At 63.8% G+C, this 20,417-nt stretch carries 23 protein-coding genes, 1 pseudogene and 1 riboswitch; of the genes and pseudogenes, 14 read left to right on the plus strand and 10 right to left on the minus strand.

Annotated features, from left to right (window positions below; translation table 11 throughout):
- Together FQP90_RS23455 and FQP90_RS16990 are read right to left on the minus strand one after the other, a co-directional pair.
- Window positions 1–224: pseudogene (locus FQP90_RS23455) on the minus strand (hypothetical protein); the annotation flags it as partial.
- 93 nt (window positions 225–317) lie between these two features.
- A complete protein-coding gene (locus FQP90_RS16990; protein ID WP_144652255.1) occupies window positions 318–824 on the minus strand; it encodes a GNAT family N-acetyltransferase in 507 nt (168 codons plus the stop codon).
- Between the two features lie 103 nt (window positions 825–927).
- Between FQP90_RS16990 and FQP90_RS16995 the strand changes: the two genes are divergently transcribed.
- The 5 genes from FQP90_RS16995 to cycA all read left to right on the plus strand — a co-directional run bounded on the left by FQP90_RS16995 (window position 928) and on the right by cycA (window position 4,782).
- The gene (locus FQP90_RS16995; RefSeq protein ID WP_144652256.1) at window positions 928–1,257 is read left to right on the plus strand and encodes a PadR family transcriptional regulator; all 330 of its coding nucleotides are present in this window, start codon (window positions 928–930) and stop codon (window positions 1,255–1,257) included.
- Between the two features lies 1 nt (window position 1,258).
- Window positions 1,259–1,624 carry a DUF1048 domain-containing protein gene (locus tag FQP90_RS17000; protein ID WP_144652257.1) on the plus strand — a complete coding sequence of 122 codons (366 nt, stop codon included), beginning with the start codon at window positions 1,259–1,261 and terminating at the stop codon, window positions 1,622–1,624.
- Window positions 1,621–2,400: an ABC transporter ATP-binding protein gene (locus tag FQP90_RS17005; protein WP_144652258.1), complete on the plus strand. Its 780-nt coding sequence runs from the start codon at window positions 1,621–1,623 to the stop codon at window positions 2,398–2,400. The genes FQP90_RS17000 and FQP90_RS17005 overlap by 4 nt, the downstream gene beginning before the upstream one ends.
- Window positions 2,397–3,158 carry an ABC transporter permease gene (locus FQP90_RS17010; protein WP_144652259.1) on the plus strand — a complete coding sequence of 254 codons (762 nt, stop codon included), beginning with the start codon at window positions 2,397–2,399 and terminating at the stop codon, window positions 3,156–3,158. The genes FQP90_RS17005 and FQP90_RS17010 overlap by 4 nt, the downstream gene beginning before the upstream one ends.
- 163 nt (window positions 3,159–3,321) lie before the next feature.
- Window positions 3,322–4,782 (plus strand): D-serine/D-alanine/glycine transporter, encoded by a 1,461-nt coding sequence (cycA, locus tag FQP90_RS17015; protein WP_208760033.1) that lies wholly within the window; start codon window positions 3,322–3,324, stop codon window positions 4,780–4,782.
- A gap of 99 nt (window positions 4,783–4,881) precedes the next feature.
- Here the strand turns inward: cycA and FQP90_RS17020 are convergent, their stop codons facing one another.
- The 7 genes from FQP90_RS17020 to FQP90_RS17050 form a co-directional block, all read right to left on the minus strand.
- Complete coding sequence (locus tag FQP90_RS17020; protein ID WP_144652261.1) at window positions 4,882–5,640, minus strand: iron ABC transporter ATP-binding protein; 759 nt, start codon at window positions 5,638–5,640, stop codon at window positions 4,882–4,884.
- Between the two features lie 13 nt (window positions 5,641–5,653).
- Entirely contained in the window at window positions 5,654–6,703 is a 1,050-nt protein-coding gene (locus FQP90_RS17025) for an iron chelate uptake ABC transporter family permease subunit (RefSeq protein WP_244296817.1), read from the minus strand.
- On the minus strand, window positions 6,696–7,703 hold the full coding sequence (locus FQP90_RS17030) for an ABC transporter permease (RefSeq protein WP_144652262.1): 1,008 nt from the start codon (window positions 7,701–7,703) through the stop codon (window positions 6,696–6,698). Before FQP90_RS17030 ends, FQP90_RS17025 begins: the two co-directional genes overlap by 8 nt.
- A 25-nt stretch (window positions 7,704–7,728) precedes the next feature.
- Window positions 7,729–8,679: a siderophore ABC transporter substrate-binding protein gene (locus FQP90_RS17035; protein ID WP_144652263.1), complete on the minus strand. Its 951-nt coding sequence runs from the start codon at window positions 8,677–8,679 to the stop codon at window positions 7,729–7,731.
- A 171-nt stretch (window positions 8,680–8,850) separates the two neighbouring features.
- On the minus strand, window positions 8,851–9,999 hold the full coding sequence (locus FQP90_RS17040; RefSeq protein ID WP_144652264.1) for a mannitol-1-phosphate 5-dehydrogenase: 1,149 nt from the start codon (window positions 9,997–9,999) through the stop codon (window positions 8,851–8,853).
- Window positions 9,999–12,038 (minus strand): PTS mannitol transporter subunit IICBA, encoded by a 2,040-nt coding sequence (locus FQP90_RS17045; RefSeq protein ID WP_144652265.1) that lies wholly within the window; start codon window positions 12,036–12,038, stop codon window positions 9,999–10,001. Before FQP90_RS17045 ends, FQP90_RS17040 begins: the two co-directional genes overlap by 1 nt.
- 66 nt (window positions 12,039–12,104) lie before the next feature.
- Complete coding sequence (locus FQP90_RS17050) at window positions 12,105–12,827, minus strand: TetR/AcrR family transcriptional regulator (RefSeq protein WP_144652266.1); 723 nt, start codon at window positions 12,825–12,827, stop codon at window positions 12,105–12,107.
- A 129-nt stretch (window positions 12,828–12,956) separates the two neighbouring features.
- Between FQP90_RS17050 and ptsP the strand changes: the two genes are divergently transcribed.
- The 7 genes from ptsP to FQP90_RS17085 all read left to right on the plus strand — a co-directional run bounded on the left by ptsP (window position 12,957) and on the right by FQP90_RS17085 (window position 17,541).
- Window positions 12,957–14,642, plus strand: coding sequence for a phosphoenolpyruvate--protein phosphotransferase (gene ptsP, locus FQP90_RS17055; RefSeq protein ID WP_144652267.1), 1,686 nt, complete (start codon window positions 12,957–12,959; stop codon window positions 14,640–14,642).
- Between the two features lie 32 nt (window positions 14,643–14,674).
- Window positions 14,675–14,953 (plus strand): HPr family phosphocarrier protein, encoded by a 279-nt coding sequence (locus FQP90_RS17060; protein ID WP_011776464.1) that lies wholly within the window; start codon window positions 14,675–14,677, stop codon window positions 14,951–14,953.
- A 131-nt stretch (window positions 14,954–15,084) separates the two neighbouring features.
- Window positions 15,085–15,246, plus strand: coding sequence for a hypothetical protein (locus FQP90_RS23365; protein WP_167510511.1), 162 nt, complete (start codon window positions 15,085–15,087; stop codon window positions 15,244–15,246).
- Window positions 15,247–15,288: 42 nt separating this feature from the next.
- Window positions 15,289–15,684 carry a helix-turn-helix domain-containing protein gene (locus FQP90_RS17070; protein WP_144652269.1) on the plus strand — a complete coding sequence of 132 codons (396 nt, stop codon included), beginning with the start codon at window positions 15,289–15,291 and terminating at the stop codon, window positions 15,682–15,684.
- A gap of 4 nt (window positions 15,685–15,688) precedes the next feature.
- Window positions 15,689–16,333 (plus strand): maleylpyruvate isomerase family mycothiol-dependent enzyme, encoded by a 645-nt coding sequence (locus FQP90_RS17075; RefSeq protein WP_144652270.1) that lies wholly within the window; start codon window positions 15,689–15,691, stop codon window positions 16,331–16,333.
- The gene (locus FQP90_RS17080; protein WP_144652271.1) at window positions 16,330–17,151 is read left to right on the plus strand and encodes an alpha/beta fold hydrolase; all 822 of its coding nucleotides are present in this window, start codon (window positions 16,330–16,332) and stop codon (window positions 17,149–17,151) included. Before FQP90_RS17075 ends, FQP90_RS17080 begins: the two co-directional genes overlap by 4 nt.
- Window positions 17,152–17,265: 114 nt before the next feature.
- Entirely contained in the window at window positions 17,266–17,541 is a 276-nt protein-coding gene (locus FQP90_RS17085) for a DUF6480 family protein (protein ID WP_144652272.1), read from the plus strand.
- On the opposite strand, the gene FQP90_RS17090 is transcribed toward FQP90_RS17085, so the two are convergent.
- Window positions 17,542–18,606 carry an ATP-dependent DNA ligase gene (locus tag FQP90_RS17090; RefSeq protein WP_144652273.1) on the minus strand — a complete coding sequence of 355 codons (1,065 nt, stop codon included), beginning with the start codon at window positions 18,604–18,606 and terminating at the stop codon, window positions 17,542–17,544.
- A 45-nt stretch (window positions 18,607–18,651) separates the two neighbouring features.
- Here FQP90_RS17090 and FQP90_RS17095 point away from each other — a divergent pair, with 45 nt between their 5' ends.
- On the plus strand, window positions 18,652–18,882 hold the full coding sequence (locus FQP90_RS17095; protein ID WP_144652274.1) for a hypothetical protein: 231 nt from the start codon (window positions 18,652–18,654) through the stop codon (window positions 18,880–18,882).
- A gap of 129 nt (window positions 18,883–19,011) precedes the next feature.
- A riboswitch (cyclic di-AMP (ydaO/yuaA leader) is annotated at window positions 19,012–19,157 on the plus strand.
- A 2-nt stretch (window positions 19,158–19,159) separates the two neighbouring features.
- Window positions 19,160–20,407, plus strand: a complete 1,248-nt coding sequence (locus FQP90_RS17100) for a hypothetical protein (protein ID WP_144652275.1) — start codon at window positions 19,160–19,162, stop codon at window positions 20,405–20,407.
- Window positions 20,408–20,417 lie beyond the last annotated feature (10 nt).

Genomic DNA, 20,417 nt, shown 5'->3' on the forward strand with positions numbered 1-20,417 from the left:
TGCAACCCAGTGATGGCAGACTTCAACTCCTCCAACCCCCGGACCTGATCCACCAACTCACCACTGCCCGCACCCAGAGGGACGGAGCGCAGGAGAGTGATGAGATCAGACACCCGCGGCGGCGAAGCACTGGACCAACAACCCGCAACATGAGCAAGCGCCGCGCCCGTTGCGTCCGCGCCCACTGCGTCTACGCCCGCGTGCCCGTCCCGAATCTGCCCCATGCCCCAACTCTTCCAGCCAGCAACAGCCACCATCAGACCCCAACCGCCCTATGTGGACAACCTGCCCTAATGAGCCTGTGAGGCCGCCAGCCCCTACAGCTTCAGCTTCATGCCCTCATGGCTCGCCACGAACCCCAGCCGCGCATAAAAACGGTGCGCCGCAACGCGGGATTTGTCGGTGGTCAGCTGGACCAAGGAGCAGCCGCGTTCCCGAGCCTGCTCAATAGCCCACTCGATCATCAGCGCACCAACACCCTGCCCACGCAGAACCTCGGACACCCGAACGGCCTCGATCTGCGCCCGCCAAGACCCCCTGCGGGACAAGCCCGGTAGGTAGCTGAGTTGGAAGGTTGCCACCACATCGCCGTCGAGTTCGCCCACCACCAGAAGGTGCGCCGGGTCGCCGTCGATCGCGTCAAAGGCGTACTCGTACGGCGCCAGGTCGTCGGCACTTTCGCGGGTGGCACCGAGCTGATCGTCCGCGAGTAACGCGAGGATCCGCGGCAGGTCGTCCTTGCGGGCACGCCGCAGGGTGAAGGTACCGGAGTCGACGGCGGCAGTCAGCAAAGCGGGCGCGGAGGCGGAGTCAGCGGTCACCACCCCAGCTTGCCATTTCTTTCGGAACTCAGTGTTGCTAAGTACCGGTACTTAGTTCTACTATGTAGTGGTAGCTAGTAATACCGAGTAGTGAAGGAGGTGTCCGATGGGCAAGCAAATGACGGAGATGCTCAAAGGCACATTGGAGGGCATTGTTCTGGCCCTCCTGACCGGAAAGGCGGCGTACGGATACGAGATCACCACGCTGCTCCGCGCACAGGGCTTTACCGAGATCGCTGAGGGCACCGTGTACGCACTGCTGGTCAGGATCGAACAAAAGGGGCTGGTGGACGTGGAGAAGCGCCCGTCCGAAAAGGGCCCGCCCCGCAAGGTGTACACGCTCAACGCCCAGGGCAAAACCGAACTGGACGAATTTTGGAACACATGGAGCTTCTTGTCCGAACGGCTTGAACAGCTCCGCAAGGAAGGAAAATAACATGGCGGCAAAATGGATCGAGCTGGTCACCGGATCGCTTGAGCAGAAGAAGCAGTACAAGCAAGCCAAAGCACGGCTGGACGCCCTGCCCGAGCCGTACCTCACTGTGGCCACGGCCTTCAACCGGTACTTGATGTACTACGGCGGCGTCACCGAGGGCGACACCATGGTCCAGATGTTCACGGATCTGGCGGACCTCTGGGAGCGCGCCGCCATCGACGGTACGCCGGTGAGCGAGCTTGTAGGCGACGACCCCATCGAATTCGCAGAGAGCTTCGCACAGGCCTACGGCGGGAAACGCTGGATCGACAAGGAACGCGAGCGCCTGGAAAAGGCCATCAATAAGGCAAAGGAGGCGGAATCATGACCGCAACAGCAATTCGGGTCCAGGGCATCGAGAAGTCGTACAAGGATCTCCATGTTCTCCGCGGGGTGGATTTTGAGGTAGCGACGGGCAGCATCTTCGCCCTTCTGGGCTCCAACGGCGCGGGCAAGACCACCATGGTGAAGATCCTGTCCACGCTGCTCAAGGCGGATGGCGGGCAAGCCGCCGTCGAGGGTTTTGATGTCGCAGCGGACTCGCTCCAGGTGAGGCAGTCCATCAGCCTCACCGGACAGTTCGCCGCGGTGGACGAGGTCCTCTCCGGCAAGGAAAACCTGGTGTTGGTGGCGAAACTGCGGCACTTGAAGAATCCGGGCCAGATCGCGGATGAGTTGCTGGCACAGTTCAGCCTGACGGAGGCAGGATCCCGCAAGGTGGCGACGTACTCCGGCGGCATGCGTCGCCGCTTGGACATCGCCATGAGCCTGATCGGCAACCCCAAAGTGATCTTCCTGGATGAGCCCACCACCGGCCTGGACCCGGAGGCCCGCCTGGAGGTGTGGCAGATCGTCAAGAAGCTCGCCAACCAAGGGACCACGGTCCTGCTCACTACCCAGTACCTCGACGAAGCCGAGCAACTGGCAGACAGAATCGCCATTCTTCACGAGGGGCGAATCATTGCGAACGGCACCCTCGCGGAGCTCAAGCAACTGCTTCCGCCAGCCAAGGTCGAATACGTCGAAAAGCAGCCGAGCCTGGAGGACATCTTCCTGGCCCTGGTTGGCACGGGCAACAACGAGTCAGTTAAGGACAGGTCATGAGTACCCATTTCTTCGCAGACACCTCTGTTCTGCTGGGCCGTTCCATGCGGCACATCTTCCGCAGCGTGGACACCATCATCACCACGGCGATCACGCCGATTGCCCTGATGCTGCTGTTCGTCTACGTGTTCGGCGGCGCTATCAGGACCGACACCGAGAACTACGTCAACTACCTGCTCCCGGGCATCATGCTGATCGCGATTGCGTCCGGCATCGCGTATACGGCAGTCCGCTTGTTCACCGATATGCAAAGCGGTATCTTCGAGCGGTTCCAGTCCATGCCGATCGCGCGTTCCTCGGTCCTGTGGGCACACGTCCTGACGTCGTTGGTGGCCAACGGACTCTCGCTGGTGATCATTGTGGGAGTTGCGCTACTCATGGGATTCCGCACCTCGGCCAGCGTGCTGGATTGGCTCTCCGTTGCAGGAATCCTGGCACTGTTCACCCTGGCCCTGACGTGGATCGCCATCATCGCGGGCCTCTCCGCGAAGTCCGTGGACGGCGCCGGCGGGTTCTCCTACCCGCTGATCTTCCTGCCGTTCATCAGCTCGGCATTCGTCCCGACGGAGACTATGCCCGGCCCCGTCAGGTGGTTCGCCGAGAACCAGCCGGTGACGTCCATCGTGAACACCATCCAGGATCTGTTCGCCCAGCGTCCGGTTGGTGGTGACATCTGGGTAGCCCTGGCGTGGTGCTTGGGGATCCTCGTCATCTCCTACGCCTTCGCCACCGCCGCGTACAAGCGTCAGATCGCCTAGCACAAACCAGCCCGAAACACAGGCCGAAGCTCCCCCGGAACCGGGCGGAGCTTTCGCCATGCAGACCGATTCGCCATTGGTCAGACATTAGCTATAGCTTTATCGAACAGATTTGTAACGGCCGTCACTATTGTGTCGGTTCTTCCGAAGGGTTCTTGAACTAATGTCCGACCAGACAACACAGGGGCAGCTCCGCGCCTCCAGCAGGGACAGCGAGCCCCACCTGTCACGCTCGCTCAGCAACCGCCACATCCAACTCCTGGCCATCGGCGGTGCCATCGGAACGGGCCTCTTCATGGGTTCCGGCAAGACCATCTCGGTTGCCGGCCCCTCCGTGATCTTCGTGTACATGATCATCGGCTTCATGCTCTTCTTCGTGATGCGGGCCATGGGCCAGCTCCTGCTCTCCAACCTGAACTACAAGTCCTTCAGCGACTTCGCGGGAGACCTCTTGGGCCCGTGGGCCGGCTTCTTCACCGGTTGGACCTACTGGTTCTGCTGGGTGGTTACCGGCGTTGCGGACGTCATCGCCATCGCGGGCTACGCCAACGAACTCTGGCCGGGAATCCAGCTGTGGATCCCGGGCCTGGCCACCATCATCATCCTGCTGCTCCTGAACCTCCCCACCGTCAAGGCGTTCGGCGAGACCGAGTTCTGGTTTGCGCTGATCAAGATCATCGCCATCGTGGCGCTGATCGTGGTGGGCCTGGTGATGATCTTCACCGGCTTCCAGTCCAACGCGGGCACCGCAAGCTTCACCAACCTGTGGAACCACGGCGGCTTCTTCCCCAAGGAATTCATGGGCTTCGTGGCCGGCTTCCAGATCGCCGTGTTCGCGTTCGTGGGCATTGAACTCGTGGGTACCGCGGCTGCAGAAACCAAGAACCCGGAGCACAACCTGCCCCGCGCCATCAACGCCATTCCCCTGCGCGTCATGCTCTTCTACGTAGGCGCCCTCATCATCCTCATGTCGGTCACCCCGTGGACCGAGTTCAAGGCAGGTCAGAGCCCATTCATCGCCATGTTCTCGCTGGCCGGTCTTGGCATGGCAGCGACTGTGGTGAACCTGGTAGTCCTCACATCGGCAATGTCGTCAGCCAACTCGGGCATCTACTCGACGTCCCGCATGGTGTACGGCCTGGCCAACGACGGCGACGCACCCAAGCTCTTCGGCCGGCTCTCCAGCCGCAAAGTACCCCAAAACGCACTGTTCCTCTCCTGCGTCCTGTTGCTGGCCGGCGTCGCGCTTCTTTACGCGGGCAAGGACGTTGGCGTGGCGTTCGACATGGTGACCACCGTGTCCGCAGTGTGCTTCATGTTCGTCTGGTCCATCATCCTTGCCAGCTACCTCGTGTACCGGAAGCGCCGCCCTGAGCTGCACGCGGCCTCGCCGTTCAAGATGCCCGGCGGTATCCCGATGGTCTGGGTAGTGTTCGCGTTCTTCGCGTTCCTGGTCTGGGCACTGACCACGCAGCCGGACACGCTGACCGCCCTGCTGGTGACCCCAATCTGGTTCGCGATCCTCGGCGTCGCCTATGCAGTAGTCCGCAAGACGCCGCTCCACCAGGCCCGCGTGGCCGAATGGAAGGCCATGTCAGAGGCCGAAACCGCGGCAGCGCGCTAACGGTCCAATAGCGCGCTGACTCTCCAACCAACAGAGCCCGACGTCGGCACCCACCGTGGGTGCCGACGTCGGGCTCTGTTGTCTGCTGGTGAGCGAGCGTCAGGCGAAGTAGACGCCTATGCGGTTCCCATCGATTTCCTCGATGCGGATGTCGATGTCGTAGACGTCGTGCAGCATGCCGGCGCGCATGATGTCCGTGGGTGCGCCTTGGTGGATGAGCCGACCGTCCTTCATGGCCAGAATGGTATCCGAGTAGCAGGATGCGAAGTTGATGTCGTGGACCACCAGGACGATGGTCTTCCCGAGCTCGTCCGCCAAGCGCCGCAGCAGCCGCATCATCTCCACGGAGTGCTTCATGTCCAGGTTGTTCAGTGGCTCGTCCAGCAGCAGGTATTCGGTGTCCTGCGCCAGCACCATCGCGATGTAGGCGCGCTGGCGCTGCCCACCGGAGAGCTCGTCCACGAACTTGTCCGCCATGGACGTGAGGTCCAGCTGTCGGATGGCTTCGTCCACGTGCTCCAGGTCCTCGACCGTCGGCCGGCCGCCGCTGTGCGGGAAGCGCCCGAAGGCCACGAGGTCGCGGACGGTGAGCCGCATGGTCAGGTGGTTTTCCTGCCGCAGGATGGCCATGGTCTTGGCCAGCTCCTTGCTGGGCGTAGCTGTTACGTCCAAGCCGGCAACGGAGACTCCCCCGGCATCCATGGGCTGGAGGCGGCTGATCAACGAGAGCAGCGTGGACTTGCCGGCGCCGTTGGGGCCGATGATGGACGTGATTCCGCCGCGGGGAATCTCGCAGCTGACATCGTCCAGCACGGTGGTGCCGCCGTAGCGCTTGGTAACGTTCCGGACGGTAATCATGGGCGGACCCCGGTCATTTCAGTGAGCCTTTCAGCAACAGGTAAAGGAAGAGGATGCCGCCGGTGAACTCGATGATCACGCTCAAAGCAGTGGCAAAGCCGAACACGCGCTCCAACAGCAACTGGCCACCCACCAGCGCAATCGCCCCGATGAGCACAACGATCGGCACAAGCCACGCATGCCGGAATCCGCGGCAGAGCTGGTAGCCGAGGCTGACCACCAGGAGTCCGAAGAACGTCACGGGGCCCACCAGCGCCGTGGAAATCGCCACCAACAGCGAGCACGCCAGCAGTACGCGCATCACAACGCGCTTGTGGTCCACGCCCACGTTGATGGCCACCTCGCGGCCGAGTGCCAGCACATCCAGGGTGTGCCGCATCCGCCACACGCCAACGCATACGGCAGCGACCAAAAGTGCGGAAACACCCAGGAGTCCCGGGTCCACGTTGTTGAAACTGGCGAAGAACAGATCCTGGAGGATGATGAATTCGCTCGGTTCCATGAGCCGCTGCAGGAGCGACGACATCCCCCGGAACAGCGTCCCGAGCACGATGCCCACCAACAGCAGCAGGTGCAGCGAGCGCGTGGCCCCAGTGAACATCCACCGGTACAGGAACGCGCTGAACCCCACCATCAGCAGGATTTCCAGCCCGAACTTGAGCGTGGACGGAGCCGTGGCCAGCGTCGCAGCACCCGCCACGAAGGCCAGCGCGGTCTGCACCAGGATGTACAGCGAATCGAAGCCCATGATGGACGGCGTCAGGATACGGTTGGCCGTCACGGTCTGGAACAGCAACGTGGAGACGCCAACGGCTACGGCCACCAGGAGCATCGCGGACACCTTGATGGCCCGACGCGGCAGGATGTAGGCGATGTTGCCCTTGAGGTCGATCGTCAGGAAAACAGCAACAAGCACGACGGCGGCAACCGCCAGGATGCCGATCACCAGTCCCGGCGGGGTGCTTCGGACGGCGTCACGCCAGTGCTTTGGGGCAGACCAACGTGTGCGGGAGGGAACGGACGAATCGGCAGCCGGTGCCGTGGACACAGGGGTTTCAGGCATTGCGTTTCCTCAGGAGCAGGAAGAGGAACAAGATGGCGCCCAGGACGGACATGACCATGCCGACGGGCACCTCGTAGGGGAACCGGATGGTCCGGCCGATGATGTCGCAGACCAGCACGAACGCGGCACCGAACAAAGCGGTCCAGGGTACGGCCCGGCGGAGGTTGTCACCGAACAGCAGGGACACGATATTGGGCACCACGAGTCCCAGGAACGGAACGGCACCCACAGTGGTCACAACAACGGCCGAAATCAGGGACACGATCATCAGGCCGAGCCGCATGGTGCGCGCGTAGTTGAGGCCGAGGTTGGTGGTGAAGTCCTGGCCCATGCCCGCAACGGTGAACCGGTCAGCAGCAAAGAGGCCCACAAGGACAAGGACGGCCACGATCCACAGCAGCTCGTAGCGGCCACGCAGCACGCCCGAGAAGTCACCGATCATCCAGTTGCTCAGCGTTTGGAGGAGGTCAAAGCGGTAGGCAAAGAACGTGGTGACAGCAGCGATGACGCCGCCCAGCATGATGCCCACCAGCGGGATCAGCAGCGTGTTGCGGGCCGGGAGTCGGCGGAGGATCGCCAGGAACAGCGCCGTGCCGAGGATCGCGAAGACGCTGGCCACGATCATTTTGGTGAGGATCGGAGACTCTGGAGCAAGCACGGTCACCACCAGGATTCCGAGCGTCGCGGATTCCACGGTTCCCACGGTGGACGGCTCCACGAACCGGTTGCGGGCCATGAGTTGCATGATCAACCCGGCAACGGCAACGGCCATCCCGGCCAGGACCACGGCCAAGGTGCGCGGCACCCGGGAGACCCAGAAGATTTCCCAGGCCCCGGCGTCGTTCGCCAACAGGGCCGGCAGCGAGACGTCGCTGACGCCCACGAAGATACTGCCAACCGCAATCACCAGCACAACGGCAGCAGCCGCAATCAGCCTGGCGGATTCGCCAGTCCGATTGCGGCTCGCTGGTGCCGTGGGGCGCACGGCTGTAGTTGTCACAACGGAATTTCAGGTGGGGGAAGTATCAGGCGACTGAGTCGGCCACTGCGGTGACCATGGCCTGGACGTTGTTCAAGCCGTAGCCCACGATGTACCAACCGGCGGGATCCAGGTTGACGATCTTGTTGTTCTTGGCGGCGTTGATGGATTTCACGAGCTCGTTGTCCAGGATGGGGTTGGCCGTGGAGCCGGCGGTACCGATGGCGGTGTCGCGGTTGATGACGTAGAGGATGTCCGGGTTGGTTTCCTTGATGTATTCGAAGGAAACGGCCTCGCCGTGGGCGCCTTCGGACTTGACCGTGGCAGCCGTCGGGACGCCCAGGACGTCATGGATGATGCCGAAGCGGGAGCCGGCGCCGTAAGCGGTGACTTCGCCACCGGAGGTGAGGACGATCAAGCCCTTGCCGGCGGAAGCTGCCTTGGATTTGGTGTCGGCAACGGTCTTGTCCACCTCGGCGAGCTTGGAGGCGACTTCGTCTTCCTTCTTGAAGATCTTGCCGAGCTTCTCCGTTTGGGCCTTGAAGCTTTCCATGGGCTTGGCAGCGTCCACGGAGAGGTCGATGGTGGGAGCGATCTTGCTCAGCTCTTCGTAGGCGCCGGAGGTGCGGCCGGAGATGATGATGAGATCCGGAGCTGCGGAGCTGACGGCTTCGAAGTCGGGTTCCTTGAGCGAGCCCACCTTGGCGTACTTGGCTTCGGAGAACTTCTTGAGCGCATCCGGGTAGCTGGCCTCGGGAACACCGGTGGGCTCGACGCCGAGCGCGTTCATGGTGTCCAGGACGCCGAGGTCGAACGTGACAACCTTGGCCGGGTTCACGGGGACGTTGGCTGTGGAGCCTTGGGCGTGCTCGATGGTGATGGTGCTGGACTCTTCCGGCTGCGACGACGCGGTGGCGCCGCCTCCGCAGGCCGTGACGGTCAGCAAGGCTGCCCCTGCAGCCAGTGCCCCAATGTAGCTCGACAGCCTCATTTTCACGCCGTTACTCCACTCACTAATAAGTCATAGATGTGTTGCCTAATTGCCTTTTGACTCTATTAGTAAGGTGAGGCTAACTTCAAAACCGAAAGGCCCTCCAGTGGGAGAAAGTGAGCGAACTCACGTGTTTTTCTCCCACTGGAGAGCCTTTGTGACAATTCGGTCCAGTGCCTAGGCTTCGGCTTTACGATCCTCTACGAGCTTCTGCAGCGCCGGGAACAGCGGGTGTGTTGGCGTCAGTTCCGTGATGCGTTCGACTGCGGAAGCCGCGTCCAGCTCGGACAGCATGTTGGCGAGCTCCACGGCTTCGTCGTCGGCACCGTCGTCGAAACGAAGGGCTGCTGACATCGCCTCAAGCAACGCCACCGGAGTGATGCCCCGCTCGGCAAGTTCAGCTGCCGGGCCAACGAAGCGCTCGTGCCGGCCAAGCTTCCGCAACGGGGCACGGCCCACACGGTTCACGGTGTCCGGCAGGTGCGGGTTGGTGAAGCGTTGCAGGATCTTCTGCACGTACGCTTCCTGCTCCGCCTCCACGAACCCGTGCTTGGCCACCAGCAGTTCCTTGGTTTCCTCCAGCACAGCCCTGACCTTTGCGGCCACGCCAGGATCGGCCATGGCGTCGGAGATCTTCTCGAGCCCCGCCGCGTACCCGAAGTACGCAGCCGATGCGTGCCCGGTGTTCACAGTGAACAGCTTGCGCTCGATGTACGGGCCCAGCTCGTCCACGAAAGTAGCTCCGGGGATGGTGGGCACGTTGTCACCGAAGGGTGTGCGGTCAATGACCCACTCGTAGAAGGTTTCCACCGTGACATCCAGGCCCTGGCCCGGCGCCTGGTTGGGAACGATGCGGTCAACTGCGGTATTTGCAAAAACTGCGACGGCGTCCAGGTCGCCTGCGGAGTCGTCCCAGGCCGCCCGGATCTCCGTGCGCAGGAGATCCGTGGCATTGATGGCGTTCTCGCACGCCATCACCTGCAGGGGCGGCAACGACGGTTCCCGTGCGGCAAGACCGCGGGCGATCACCGGTGCCACGAACTTCAGGATGTGGGGCCCCACCGCGGTGGTGACCACCTCCGCCGTCGAGATTTCCTCCACGACAGCGGCTTCCTGCGTGCTCGAGTTCAGTGCGCGGAAACCCGTCACGGTCTTCACCGCAGGGTTCTCGCCCACCTCGTGGACGTCGTAGCTGGTTGCCGACGCAAGCTGGCTGATCAGCGCATCCGCAACATCCGCGAACACCACCTCATAGCCGGCTTCGTGCAGCAACAGCCCCACGAAGCCGCGCCCGATGTTGCCTGCCCCAAAATGGACTGCCTTCACTATGCGTTAACCTTTCCGAACAGCTCCAGGACTTCATCCACAGTGGTTGCTTCCTCCAACTGGGCCACCTGTGCCTTGTTGGTGAAGATCTTCGCGATGGAAGACAGGATGTGGAGGTGCTCATTGTTGATGCCGGCCACGCCCACCACGAACTTCACTTGCTTGCCACCCCAGTCGATGCCCTCCGGGTACCGAATGATGGACACGGCCGAGTGGTTGATGTGTTCCTTGGCATCGTTGGTGCCGTGCGGGATTGCCAGGAAGCTGCCCATGTAGGTGGACACGGATTCCTCGCGCTCGTGCATGGCGTGGACGTAGCTGACATCCACGGCGCCGCGGTCCAACAGGAGTTTTCCGGCCTCGTCGATCGCGCTGTCGCGGTCGGCTGCCGTTCCATTCAGGATCACGCTTTCGCGGAGCAGGACACCCTTGCCCTCGACGGCGGCAGCCGGCTCAGCGGCATGCGCACCGTGGGCAGGAGTTGTGGCAGCGGCGGCGGGCCGGGCGTCTTCGGCGGGGGCCGCCGTCGTGCCTTCTTCACTGTTGCTTGACTTCACCAGTTCGACGATTTCGTCGTACTTGGGGCTGTTCATGAAGTTGTCCACTGAGTAGTGCACCGCACTGGACGTGCGTGGCTGTGCGCGTTCGGTCAGGTCCTCGTGGGTGACCACAACATCGTAAGTGTCGTTCAAGTTGGCGATGGCCGAGTTTGTGACCTTGACGTCCGGGAAGCCGGCGGCCTTGATCTTGTTGCGCAGCACCGAGGCACCCATGGCACTGGAGCCCATGCCGGCGTCGCAAGCGAACACGATGGTCCGGACCGGACGGGTCAGGACGGCTCCGCCCTGCGCTCCGGCGCGGTCACCGGCGCGGTCACCGGTCAGTGCCGAGGAGACGGAGCTCTTCTTGCCCTTCATGGCTTCCATCCGGGACGTTGCTGCCGAGAGGTCGTCCTCCCCCTTGTTCTTGGAAGCGCGGAGGATGACCGAAGCAATGAGGAAGGACACGGCAGTGGCCAGGATGACGGAGAGGATCACGCCGACGTAGCTGTCGCGGGCCGTCTGAGCCAGCACGGCAATGATGGAACCTGGCGCGGCCGGAGCAACCAAGCCGGAGTTGGTGATGGCGAGGGTGGCGATGCCCGTCATGCCGCCACCGATGGCGGCGAGGATCAGGATCGGCTTCATCAGGACGTAGGGGAAGTAGATCTCGTGGATGCCACCAAGGAAGTGGATGATTGCGGCACCGGGAGCCGAAGCCCTGGCAGCACCGCGGCCGAAGAACATGTAGGCCAACAGAATGCCCATACCGGGGCCGGGGTTGGCCTCGAGAAGGAACAAAATGGACTTGCCTTGTTCCAGAGACTGCTGGATGCCCAGCGGAGTCAGCACGCCGTGGTTGATGGCGTTGTTAAGGAAGAGGACCTTGGCGGGCTCAATGAAGATGCTGGTCAGCGGCAGCAGGCCATTGTTGACCAGGAATTCGACAACAGCCCCCGCGCCTTCGGTGAAGCGCTGGACAACCCAGGACAGGCCATAGAAACCACCCAGGGCCAAGGCTGCACCCCAAATTCCGGCGGAGAAGTTGTTAACCAACATCTCGAAGCCGGGGCGGATCTTGCCATCCCAGATGGCGTCGATCTTCTTCATGGTCCAGCCGCCCAGCGGGCCCATGATCATGGCGCCAATGAACATAGGAGAATCCGTGCCGGCAATGACGCCCATGGTTGCGATGGCGCCCACCACACCGCCGCGCACGTCATAAACCATCCGTCCACCGGTATACGCGATCAGGATCGGAAGCAGGTACGTGACCATGGGGCCAACGATGCCTCCGTTGGGATCACCATCGGCGTTTGTACCGAAGCCACCGAGGGCAGGCACGGGAATCCAGCCCTTCTCGATGAACAGGGCCGTGATGAGGCCCCAGGCGATGAAGGCGCCGATGTTGGGCATGATCATGCCGGACAGGAATGTTCCGAACTTTTGAACACCAACGCGCGCGCTGGTGCGGGGCTTCGCAACGGTCTCTGTTGCCATGTGAATTCCTAACGTGTGTCCCGCGGCGGCGCGGGGTCAGTCGATATAGATCGAGAGAGAACAGCCTTAGGAGCTGCTGGAAATGCGGTGAAGCCATTCAAGGAAGAGCTTCAGTTCAGAGCTGGACAGTTGGTCCGAATGCGAGGCCTGCAGTGCCGCATTCAGGGCGATTGCCGCAACAACTACTGACGACTTACCGGAGTCGTCCGCTGCAGCGCCACGGGCGGTTTCCGTGGAGACGGCAAAAATCATGGAATCCCGGGTCATCGTTGAGAGCTCGAGGTTCCGTTCTTCCACCGGTTCAGCGATCAACATGAGCGTGACACCCACGTTGGCAGCCAGGATGCTGCGTGCCGCTTCGCGGGGCGGCACGTTGATCTGACCGGAGATAGCGGCCTTGTTCAGCATCTCTTCCAAAAGCGCTTCAGCATCGGCCACGATTGCTGGGCGGCTTTCCGGCCTGATGTTGCCGAACATCACCAGATACAGATGGGGTTGGGTCAGCCCGAACTGGACGTGGTTGTCCCACATCCGCCGGACGTCTTCCAAGGGCTCCCCGGACGGCGCAAAATCACGCTCCCCTGCCACATACTCTTCAAAGCCGGCCGATACGACGGCATCGAACAGTCCTTCTTTGTCACCAAAGTGGTGGTAGAGCGTGGGCGCCGTGACCCCGGCAAGCTTGGTGATCTGACGCGTAGAGACCGCTGACCCCTCCGAATTCGCCAGCAACTCGGCAGCTGCGCGAAGCAACCGAATTTTGGGCGGAAGCTGGTCATCGAAACTCATAACCGCTACCCTAGCACCTATAGCGTTGCTATATGAAGTGGCTCACAACAGAATTTTGTAGGCTATTTTTCGAGGCTCCCGGTGCCGTCGCCGGCGGGTCTGAACCAACAAGCAGGAACAGAGGATTCAGTGCAGAATTTCCAAGGAGTAGGGGTAAGCCCTGGCCGCATCATTGGTTCCGTCCGCCAAATGCCCAAGCCGGTGAGCGAACCGCCGTCGGGTGAGCGGTTGGCCGAGGGAATCAGTCCGGAAGACGCCGTCGTCGGCTTGAAAGCCGCCGCTCAGTCCGTCCACGACGAACTCAAGGGCCGCGCGGATACCGCCTCCGGTGACGGCAAAGCCGTCCTCGAGGCAACTGCGCTCATGGCCAAGGACACCATGCTCCTGAAGTCGGCGGCCAAGCTCATCAACGCCGGCTCGTCGGCAGAGCGTGCCATCTGGGAAGCGGGAGCCTCCGTCTCCGAAATGCTTCACAACCTGGGTGGCTACATGGCCGAGCGCGCCACCGATGTGCTGGACGTGCGCGCCCGCATCGTTGCCGAACTCCGCGGCGTCCCCGCACCGGGCATCCCCTCCTCCGACACGCCCTTCATCCTGGTGGCCGAGGACCTTGCCCCGGCTGACACTGCAACACTGAATCCCGCTGTAGTGCTTGCCCTGGTGACTTCCGGCGGCGGTCCTCAGTCGCACACCGCGATCATCGCGCGTTCACTTGGCCTGCCCGCTGTTGTCGCCGCACATGGCGTGGATGACATTGCCGATGGAACCGAAGTGTACGTCGACGGCGCGGCCGGTTTCGTGGCCGTTTCGCCCTCCGAAGAGCACCGCGCTTCTGCCACAGCGTGGGCTGAAACCTCTGCGACGCTCGCCGAATTCGACGGAAACGGCACGACGGCGGACGGCCACCTGGTGCCGCTGCTCGCCAATGTGGGTGGAGCCAAGGATGCCGTGGCAGCAGCGGGCCTCGGCGCCCAGGGCGTGGGCCTTTTCCGCACCGAGTTCTGCTTCCTGGAGCGCGACACCGAGCCCTCCGTTGATGAGCAGGCCGCAGCCTACAAGGCCGTGTTCGACGCGTTCCCGGGCAAGAAGGTTGTCCTCCGTACCTTGGATGCCGGCGCCGACAAGCCCCTCCCCTTCCTCACGGACGCCACCGAGCCCAACCCCGCCCTGGGTGTTCGCGGTTACCGCACCGACTTCACCACTCCCGGCGTCCTGGAGCGCCAGCTTGAGGCCATCGCCCGGGCAGCGTCAGGGTCCGAGGCCGACGTGTGGGTCATGGCACCCATGATCTCCACGGCCGCTGAAGCCGGACGCTTTGCCTCATTGTGCGCCGCTGCCGGAATCCAGACACCTGGCGTGATGGTGGAAGTCCCCTCTGCCGCCTTGACTGCTGCCACCGTGCTGCGGGAAGTCGGGTTCGCCTCGCTCGGCACCAACGACCTCACCCAGTACGCCATGGCCGCCGACCGCCAACTCGGCCCCCTCGCCGAGCTCAACACGCCGTGGCAGCCCGCCGTCCTTCGACTGGTGCAGCTCACTGTGGAAGGCTCGGCCATGGAGGGCAACAACAAGCCCGTGGGCGTCTGTGGCGAGGCGGCCGCGGACCCGGCCCTCGCCGTCGTCCTTACCGGGCTGGGTGTCACCACACTGTCCATGACCGCGCGCTCGTTGGCCGCCGTCGGGACCGTCCTGAAGACCGTCACGTTGGAGCAGGCTCAGGAACTTGCCCGGCTGGCTTTGTCCGCGCCCAGTGCCACCGAAGCCCGCGATTGGGTCCGCGCCAAGCTCCCCGTGCTCGAAGAGCTCGGCCTCTAGCTTCTTAACCGCTACACCTTTAGGAGAAACCCATGCCCGAACGCACAGCCACCATCGCCAGCCGCTCCGGACTGCACGCCCGCCCCGCCGCCCTGTTCGCCGAAGCGGCGGGCGAGCAGCCAGTGGAAGTCACCATCGCCATGCAGGGCGACCCTGCCGATGACGCCCTCGACGCCGCCAGCATCCTCTCGCTCATGACCCTCGGCGCGGCGAAGGGCGACGTCGTTGTGCTGCGGGCCGAGGGCGACGGCGCCGATGCTGCGCTGGACGCACTGGTGAAGCTGCTGGAGACGGACCTGGACGCGGAATAGCGTTCGCGCACCATTTCGATGCCTTGCTGCCGGCAGTGCCGTGCGCGCGGCAGGATCCGCAGCGAAGCATCGAATCGGGTGACTCCCTGCGTCTTCGGGCCCCGGGCGGGAACTGGCTGCGAATCAGTGCGGTGGGCGAGACGGAGGAGGACGGCTCGGACTCAGGGGGTCGCCTTGACCGCGTGCTCCTCAACGCCGCCCGCCAAGGCGATGCCCGCGGGCTGACACCCGGGGAGCGCGGGCACCTGGCCGCAGACTTAGCCAACGCCGCAGAACTCCGGGCTTCTCTGTAACCACACCCCTGCCAGCAGCACTTCGCAGGCTAGGCTTCTGCCATGGCATTGATAGCTCCCCGCGTCACGGCAGGCCTTCCCGCCGACGACGCCCGGAATCTGGCGCATTCCCTGCAGGACAGCAACGACATCACCGTGTTCGTGGACGGCACCGTCCACCGCCTGCCCGATCAGGCGAGGGACGCCGTCGTCGACCTCCTTGCGAGACTGGGCCGTGGCGAAACGGTGACGGTGAGCAGCGTGGAGGAAATGCTCACGACGTCGCAGGCCGCGGAACTCGCGGGCATCTCGCATACGTACCTTCGGAACATGACCGACCGCGGCGAAATCCCCGTGGAATACCGGGGAACACATCGCCGCATCCGGCAGGCCGCCATCATGGCTTGGCTGGAAAAGCAGAAGCGCCAGCAAGCTGCTGAAGCGGCGGCGGGAGAATAGCCCCATGGGTTCACCTTCACCTTCCATCGTGTGGCCGCTGGTGCACGCAGAGCGTCGGGCCCTGATCCAGGACTTGGAGCAGCTGCCGCCGGCTCAATGGCAGACGGCGTCGCTGTGTGCCGGCTGGGATGTCCACGATGTCCTGGCGCATGTGATCGACACCGCGAAGACCACGCGCCTGGGTTTCATTCGCCGCCTGGTTGCCGCCCGAATGGACTTCGACCGCGACAACGCCATGGGAGTGGAGCGCGAGAAGGCCGGGAACCCGCAGCAGACACTGGCGAGGCTGCGTGCCGTGCTCTCCAGAACTTCCGGACCGCCGGCAGGGCTTGCCACCCGGCTGGTTGAGGCGTTCGTGCACGGGGAGGATATCCGGCGCCCCCTCGGGATCAGCCGCACCTACCCTCCGGCGCATGTTGCCACCGCGCTCGGCTACCAGGTCAGGACCACCGCAGCCATGGGTGGCGGCAAGGAGATCGCACAAGGCTGGCGCTTGGTAGCCACCGACACCGCTTTTGAACACGGCGACGGCCCCGCTGTGGAAGGACCAGCCATCGCGCTGCTGCTGGCGGTATCCGGCCGGCCGGTAGCAGACCATGAACTGAGTGGCCCCGGCGCCTCCGTCTTTCTGCAGCAGAGGCAGGCATGACAACCTTGCTCTCCACCGACGTCGAAGTTTTGGGCCTCACCGGCCGGATCTTCTGGACGGATGGAACCCCTGCACCTGGAACCCCGGCACCTGGAACAGCTGCGCTGTTCCAAGGCACAGAGCCCGCCAGCCAGCCGGCGTACATCCTCATCCACGGCATCGGTGTTTCCCACCGGTATTTGGCCCGGCTGCATGCGAAATTGTCGGCGAGCGCACCGACGTATTCCTTGGACCTTCCGGGTTTCGGCGGGACTCCCAAGCCGAGCCGGCGACTCCAGGTGGAAGACTACGGCGCGTTCATCGCCGAGGCCCTCAAGAGCCGTGGCATCGAGTCGTATGTTCTGGTGGGGCATTCCATGGGCGTGCAGTTCGCGATCGAAGCAGCTTTGCATGGGCCGGACCGGGTCCGGCACTTGGTGCTGATGGGACCCGTTGTTGATTCCCGGCATAAGAATGTGTGGCGACAATCGCTGGCCCTCACCCTTGACGGGCTGCTGCGGGAGAGTCCGTCGTCCAACCTGATAGTGACCACGGACTACCTTCGGTGCGGACCGCGCTGGTACCTTGCCGAGCTGCCCGTGATGATGAAGTACCCCACGGAGAAGCGGCTGGCGGGCATTGAAGTACCGGTACTGATCCTGCGTGGCAGCCGTGACCAAGTGGCGGGTCCCGAGTGGTCGCTCAAGCTTTCGAGGGCGGTGTCGCGGGGTCGTTTGGTGGAGGTCCCGGGCGTCGGCCACGTGGTCCAGCACATGCGGCCGCAGGCGGTGGCTGATGCCATCCGCAGTTTTGTCGCCGCGACAGCGCAGCAGCGCTAAGCAGAGAAGCACGACGCCGGTTGGGTGGTGTGGGTGCCCTTGTTGCGTCAGCGCGTCGCGGCTAGGCTGGCCGAGCAGACGCATTAGTAAGTTTGCTTACGAAAGGGCTGAAACGTGACCAGTAAAGACCCGAACGAAACAGAGCAAGGATTCGGTGCGACAGGCGCCACGGGGCCGTATGGCGCCGCGACGGGCCCCGCAGCCGACAACGGCGATGTGAACGCCGATCCGGAACTGCGCCAGGACGAGGACCAGGATCCCGCAGCCTCGGCCAACCCCGATCCCCTCGACGGAAACGTCACAGGACTGGAGCCCGGAGGCGGAGTTCCTCCGGGAGAAACCCCGCCGGCCGAAGGCAGCATGAGCAGCGACCAAGGACATGAAGAGTAGTTACGGCAACCTGAGGATCTCGCCGAGGTCATACTCGGCAGGCTCCTCCAACTGCGAGTAGGTGCAACTCCCGGGAGTCCGGTCCGGCCGCCACCGACGGAACTGCGTGGTGTGCCGGAACCGATCGCCCTCCATATAGTCGTAGGCCACCTCGATTACCAGCTCGGGGCGGAGAGGCACGAACGAAAAATCCTTGCCACCGCTCCACCGACTCTGGGCGCCGGGCATCCTGGAACCCCCGGCAGCCTCGTCCTGGTTGGCCCACTCGCCCCAGGGGTGGTCACTGAGCTCCACCTGGTATGGCTCCAGCTCGGCCACCAGGCTTTCCCTCCGCGCCATGGGGAACGATGCCACCACACCTACGTGATGAAGCCGGCCCGTCTCGTCATGGAGCCCAAGCAGCATGGACCCCACAACCTTCGCCGTCTTGTGCCAGCGGAATCCTGCCACCACGCAGTCGGCGGTCCGCTCGTGCTTGGTCTTGAACATCACCCTCTTGTTGGGTTGGTACAACCCGTCCAATGGCTTGGACAGCACCCCATCCAGGCCGGCGCCCTCGAGCTGGACAAACCATTCCTGCGCCCGCTCAAGGTCCGTCACAGCGGGAGTCACGTAGACAGGAGGTTCTGCCTTGGCGAGAGCTTTCTCCAGAAGAGCGCGCCGCTCTGAAAACGGCTTATCCATGAGGTTCTCGTCGCCCAATGCAAGGAGGTCGAAGGCGATCATGGACGCAGGGGTCTTCTCGGCAAGCATCCTGACGCGGCTGTCGGCGGGATGGATCCGCTGCTGCAGCACCTCGAACTCCAACCTGTTGCCCTGGATCAGGACAATTTCGCCATCGATCACACACTTGTCCGGGAGGTTCTCCCGCAGGGCATCCACCACTTCCGGGAAATACCGGGTCATCGGCTTTTCGTTGCGGCTGCCCAGGACGATCTCGTCGCCGTCCTTGAAGACGATGGTCCGGAAGCCGTCCCACTTGGGCTCGTAGTGCCCAACATCGGGGATGGCCGGAACGGACTTGGCGAGCATGGGCGAGACGGGCGGCATCACAGGCAGGTCCATAGACAATGTCTACCTGCCGGTGCACGCCGAAGCTAGTCTTAGGCCATGGATATCTTGGCCGTGTTGGCCGCAGTACTTGGTGCGCCGGCTCTTCTCGCCGGCCTCTGGTACTGGATCACGCGGCAGAACGGCCGTGGGATTCGACGCACCGCAGCGGGTGGGATGCTCGGAATTGCAGACGAGATTTTCCGGCCGGAAACCCACCATGCGCATCAGATCCTGAAGATCCAGTACGAGCTCCCGGCTCCCGCACCGGCCCCGAAGCCTAAGCGCTAGAAGCCTCTCGTTTGGGAAGAACTACCGCCCGTTACATTAATGTGACTTTACTTTCCGGCTCATGTACCGTCGTAGGGCGACCCGAATATCCGCTGGGCCGCTTCCGGATTGACGCCGAGCTCTGCCGCAATCCGGGATCCGCCAGACCCGCGGCAGAGACGGGGGACCCAGAGTTCCCGGGCTTGTTTTCAAGCCCTCGGGGTGAAGCCGCCCAGGCGGCCGGACGGCCTCGTCCGAACCCGACAGCTAACCTCGAAGGCGTTGAGAGGCAACCACCATGTCCCCAACCATGGATCAGCCGCGCCGCGACCAAACCGAACGCGAGCGCCCCAAACCAACCGGACGCCGTCGGGCCCAACCCAGCGGATCCCTGACCAGCGGATCCCTGACCAGCGCGCCTGCTGAAGGCTCCGTGACGACTCCGGACCCTTCAAGCACGACGCCGGAACCCGCCACGTCGGCCATCCCCACCATCGCGGCACCCACCACCCGCGCGGCCGCGCGTGCGGCGGAGCGAGAGCGGGCAGCCCGAGCCGTGATCGAGCCCACCGAGCCCGCAACTGCTGCGATTCCGGCCGTGGAGGCCGCGCTGGCTGCAGCCCCGGCATCGACGACCCCCGGACCTCCCACCGCGGCCATCCCGATCGTTCAGCCGGCAAGCGCCGAACCTGGCGCCGCGCACTCGGGTACCGCCGCGCACGCGGGTACCGCCGCGCACTCGGGTACAACGGAACCCGCCACCGCAGCCATTCCCGTAGTGGCCGGCCTCGAGGACACCGCAACCCCGGGCGCCGCATCGGCCGCCTCGCCGACACGCTCCAAATCCGGCTTTGGCGGGTCATCGTTCGGCCGCGAGCCCCACACGGTTCTGCGCAAAGCCGCGTCAGTCAAGCAGATGAGCCAACGCATGGCCGTGGTTGCGGGCGCCCTGGGCCTTGTCCTGACGGCCGGAGGTCTTGGACAAGCCCTTGAGCTTCCGTTCTTTGGCCAGGAGACCCCCACCCAGGAAGCCAGCGGAAGCGGCGAAGATCGCCAGTCCGCCTCAGCGGCGCCTGCGCCCAAGGCTTCCTACGCCACGGCGTCCGCCTCCACGGGCTCTGCGACGTCGCCCTCGGCAACGGGTTCGTCGTCATCCGAAGCCGGCCAGCCAGCCACCGTTCCTGGGGCACCTGGCGCAGTGTCGCCGTCGTCGGTTCCGACGCCCGTTGTATCGCTCGCCGACCCAGTGTGGGTACCGTCAGCGGCGCCGGCAGTGAACCCCGCTCCCGGCGTGACCACCCCGCTCCCAACCCAACCGGCTCCGGCACCCAGCGACGCGCCGTCGGACACCATCACCACGCCGCCGGCGCCCACGCCGACAACAACGCCCACAGTCACGCCAACGCCGACACCCACCCCAACACCGACGGAGACCCAGACCTCCAAGCCGCGGCCAACTGGCAACCCCAATGCCAGCACCACGCCGCAGCCCTCGGAGAGCTCGCTGGAAGCCCTCCTTGATGCTGCCAAGAAGGCCCTGAAGTGAGCACGCGGCT

This window comes from Paenarthrobacter nitroguajacolicus, from assembly GCF_007786235.1.
Taxonomy (GTDB): Bacteria; Actinomycetota; Actinomycetes; order Actinomycetales; family Micrococcaceae; genus Arthrobacter; species Arthrobacter nitroguajacolicus_A.

Coding starts and splice junctions, on each gene's coding strand:
- FQP90_RS16995 (WP_144652256.1), top strand. CDS start 928: ATGGGCAAGCAAATGACGGAGATGCTCAAAGGCACATTGGAGGGCATT.
- FQP90_RS17000 (WP_144652257.1), top strand. CDS start 1,259: ATGGCGGCAAAATGGATCGAGCTGGTCACCGGATCGCTTGAGCAGAAG.
- FQP90_RS17005 (WP_144652258.1), top strand. CDS start 1,621: ATGACCGCAACAGCAATTCGGGTCCAGGGCATCGAGAAGTCGTACAAG.
- FQP90_RS17010 (WP_144652259.1), top strand. CDS start 2,397: ATGAGTACCCATTTCTTCGCAGACACCTCTGTTCTGCTGGGCCGTTCC.
- cycA (WP_208760033.1), top strand. CDS start 3,322: ATGTCCGACCAGACAACACAGGGGCAGCTCCGCGCCTCCAGCAGGGAC.
- FQP90_RS17020 (WP_144652261.1), bottom strand. CDS start 5,640: ATGATTACCGTCCGGAACGTTACCAAGCGCTACGGCGGCACCACCGTG.
- FQP90_RS17025 (WP_244296817.1), bottom strand. CDS start 6,703: ATGCCTGAAACCCCTGTGTCCACGGCACCGGCTGCCGATTCGTCCGTT.
- FQP90_RS17045 (WP_144652265.1), bottom strand. CDS start 12,038: ATGGCAACAGAGACCGTTGCGAAGCCCCGCACCAGCGCGCGCGTTGGT.
- FQP90_RS17050 (WP_144652266.1), bottom strand. CDS start 12,827: ATGAGTTTCGATGACCAGCTTCCGCCCAAAATTCGGTTGCTTCGCGCA.
- FQP90_RS17060 (WP_011776464.1), top strand. CDS start 14,675: ATGCCCGAACGCACAGCCACCATCGCCAGCCGCTCCGGACTGCACGCC.
- FQP90_RS17070 (WP_144652269.1), top strand. CDS start 15,289: ATGGCATTGATAGCTCCCCGCGTCACGGCAGGCCTTCCCGCCGACGAC.
- FQP90_RS17075 (WP_144652270.1), top strand. CDS start 15,689: ATGGGTTCACCTTCACCTTCCATCGTGTGGCCGCTGGTGCACGCAGAG.
- FQP90_RS17080 (WP_144652271.1), top strand. CDS start 16,330: ATGACAACCTTGCTCTCCACCGACGTCGAAGTTTTGGGCCTCACCGGC.
- FQP90_RS17090 (WP_144652273.1), bottom strand. CDS start 18,606: ATGGACCTGCCTGTGATGCCGCCCGTCTCGCCCATGCTCGCCAAGTCC.
- FQP90_RS17095 (WP_144652274.1), top strand. CDS start 18,652: ATGGATATCTTGGCCGTGTTGGCCGCAGTACTTGGTGCGCCGGCTCTT.
- FQP90_RS17100 (WP_144652275.1), top strand. CDS start 19,160: ATGTCCCCAACCATGGATCAGCCGCGCCGCGACCAAACCGAACGCGAG.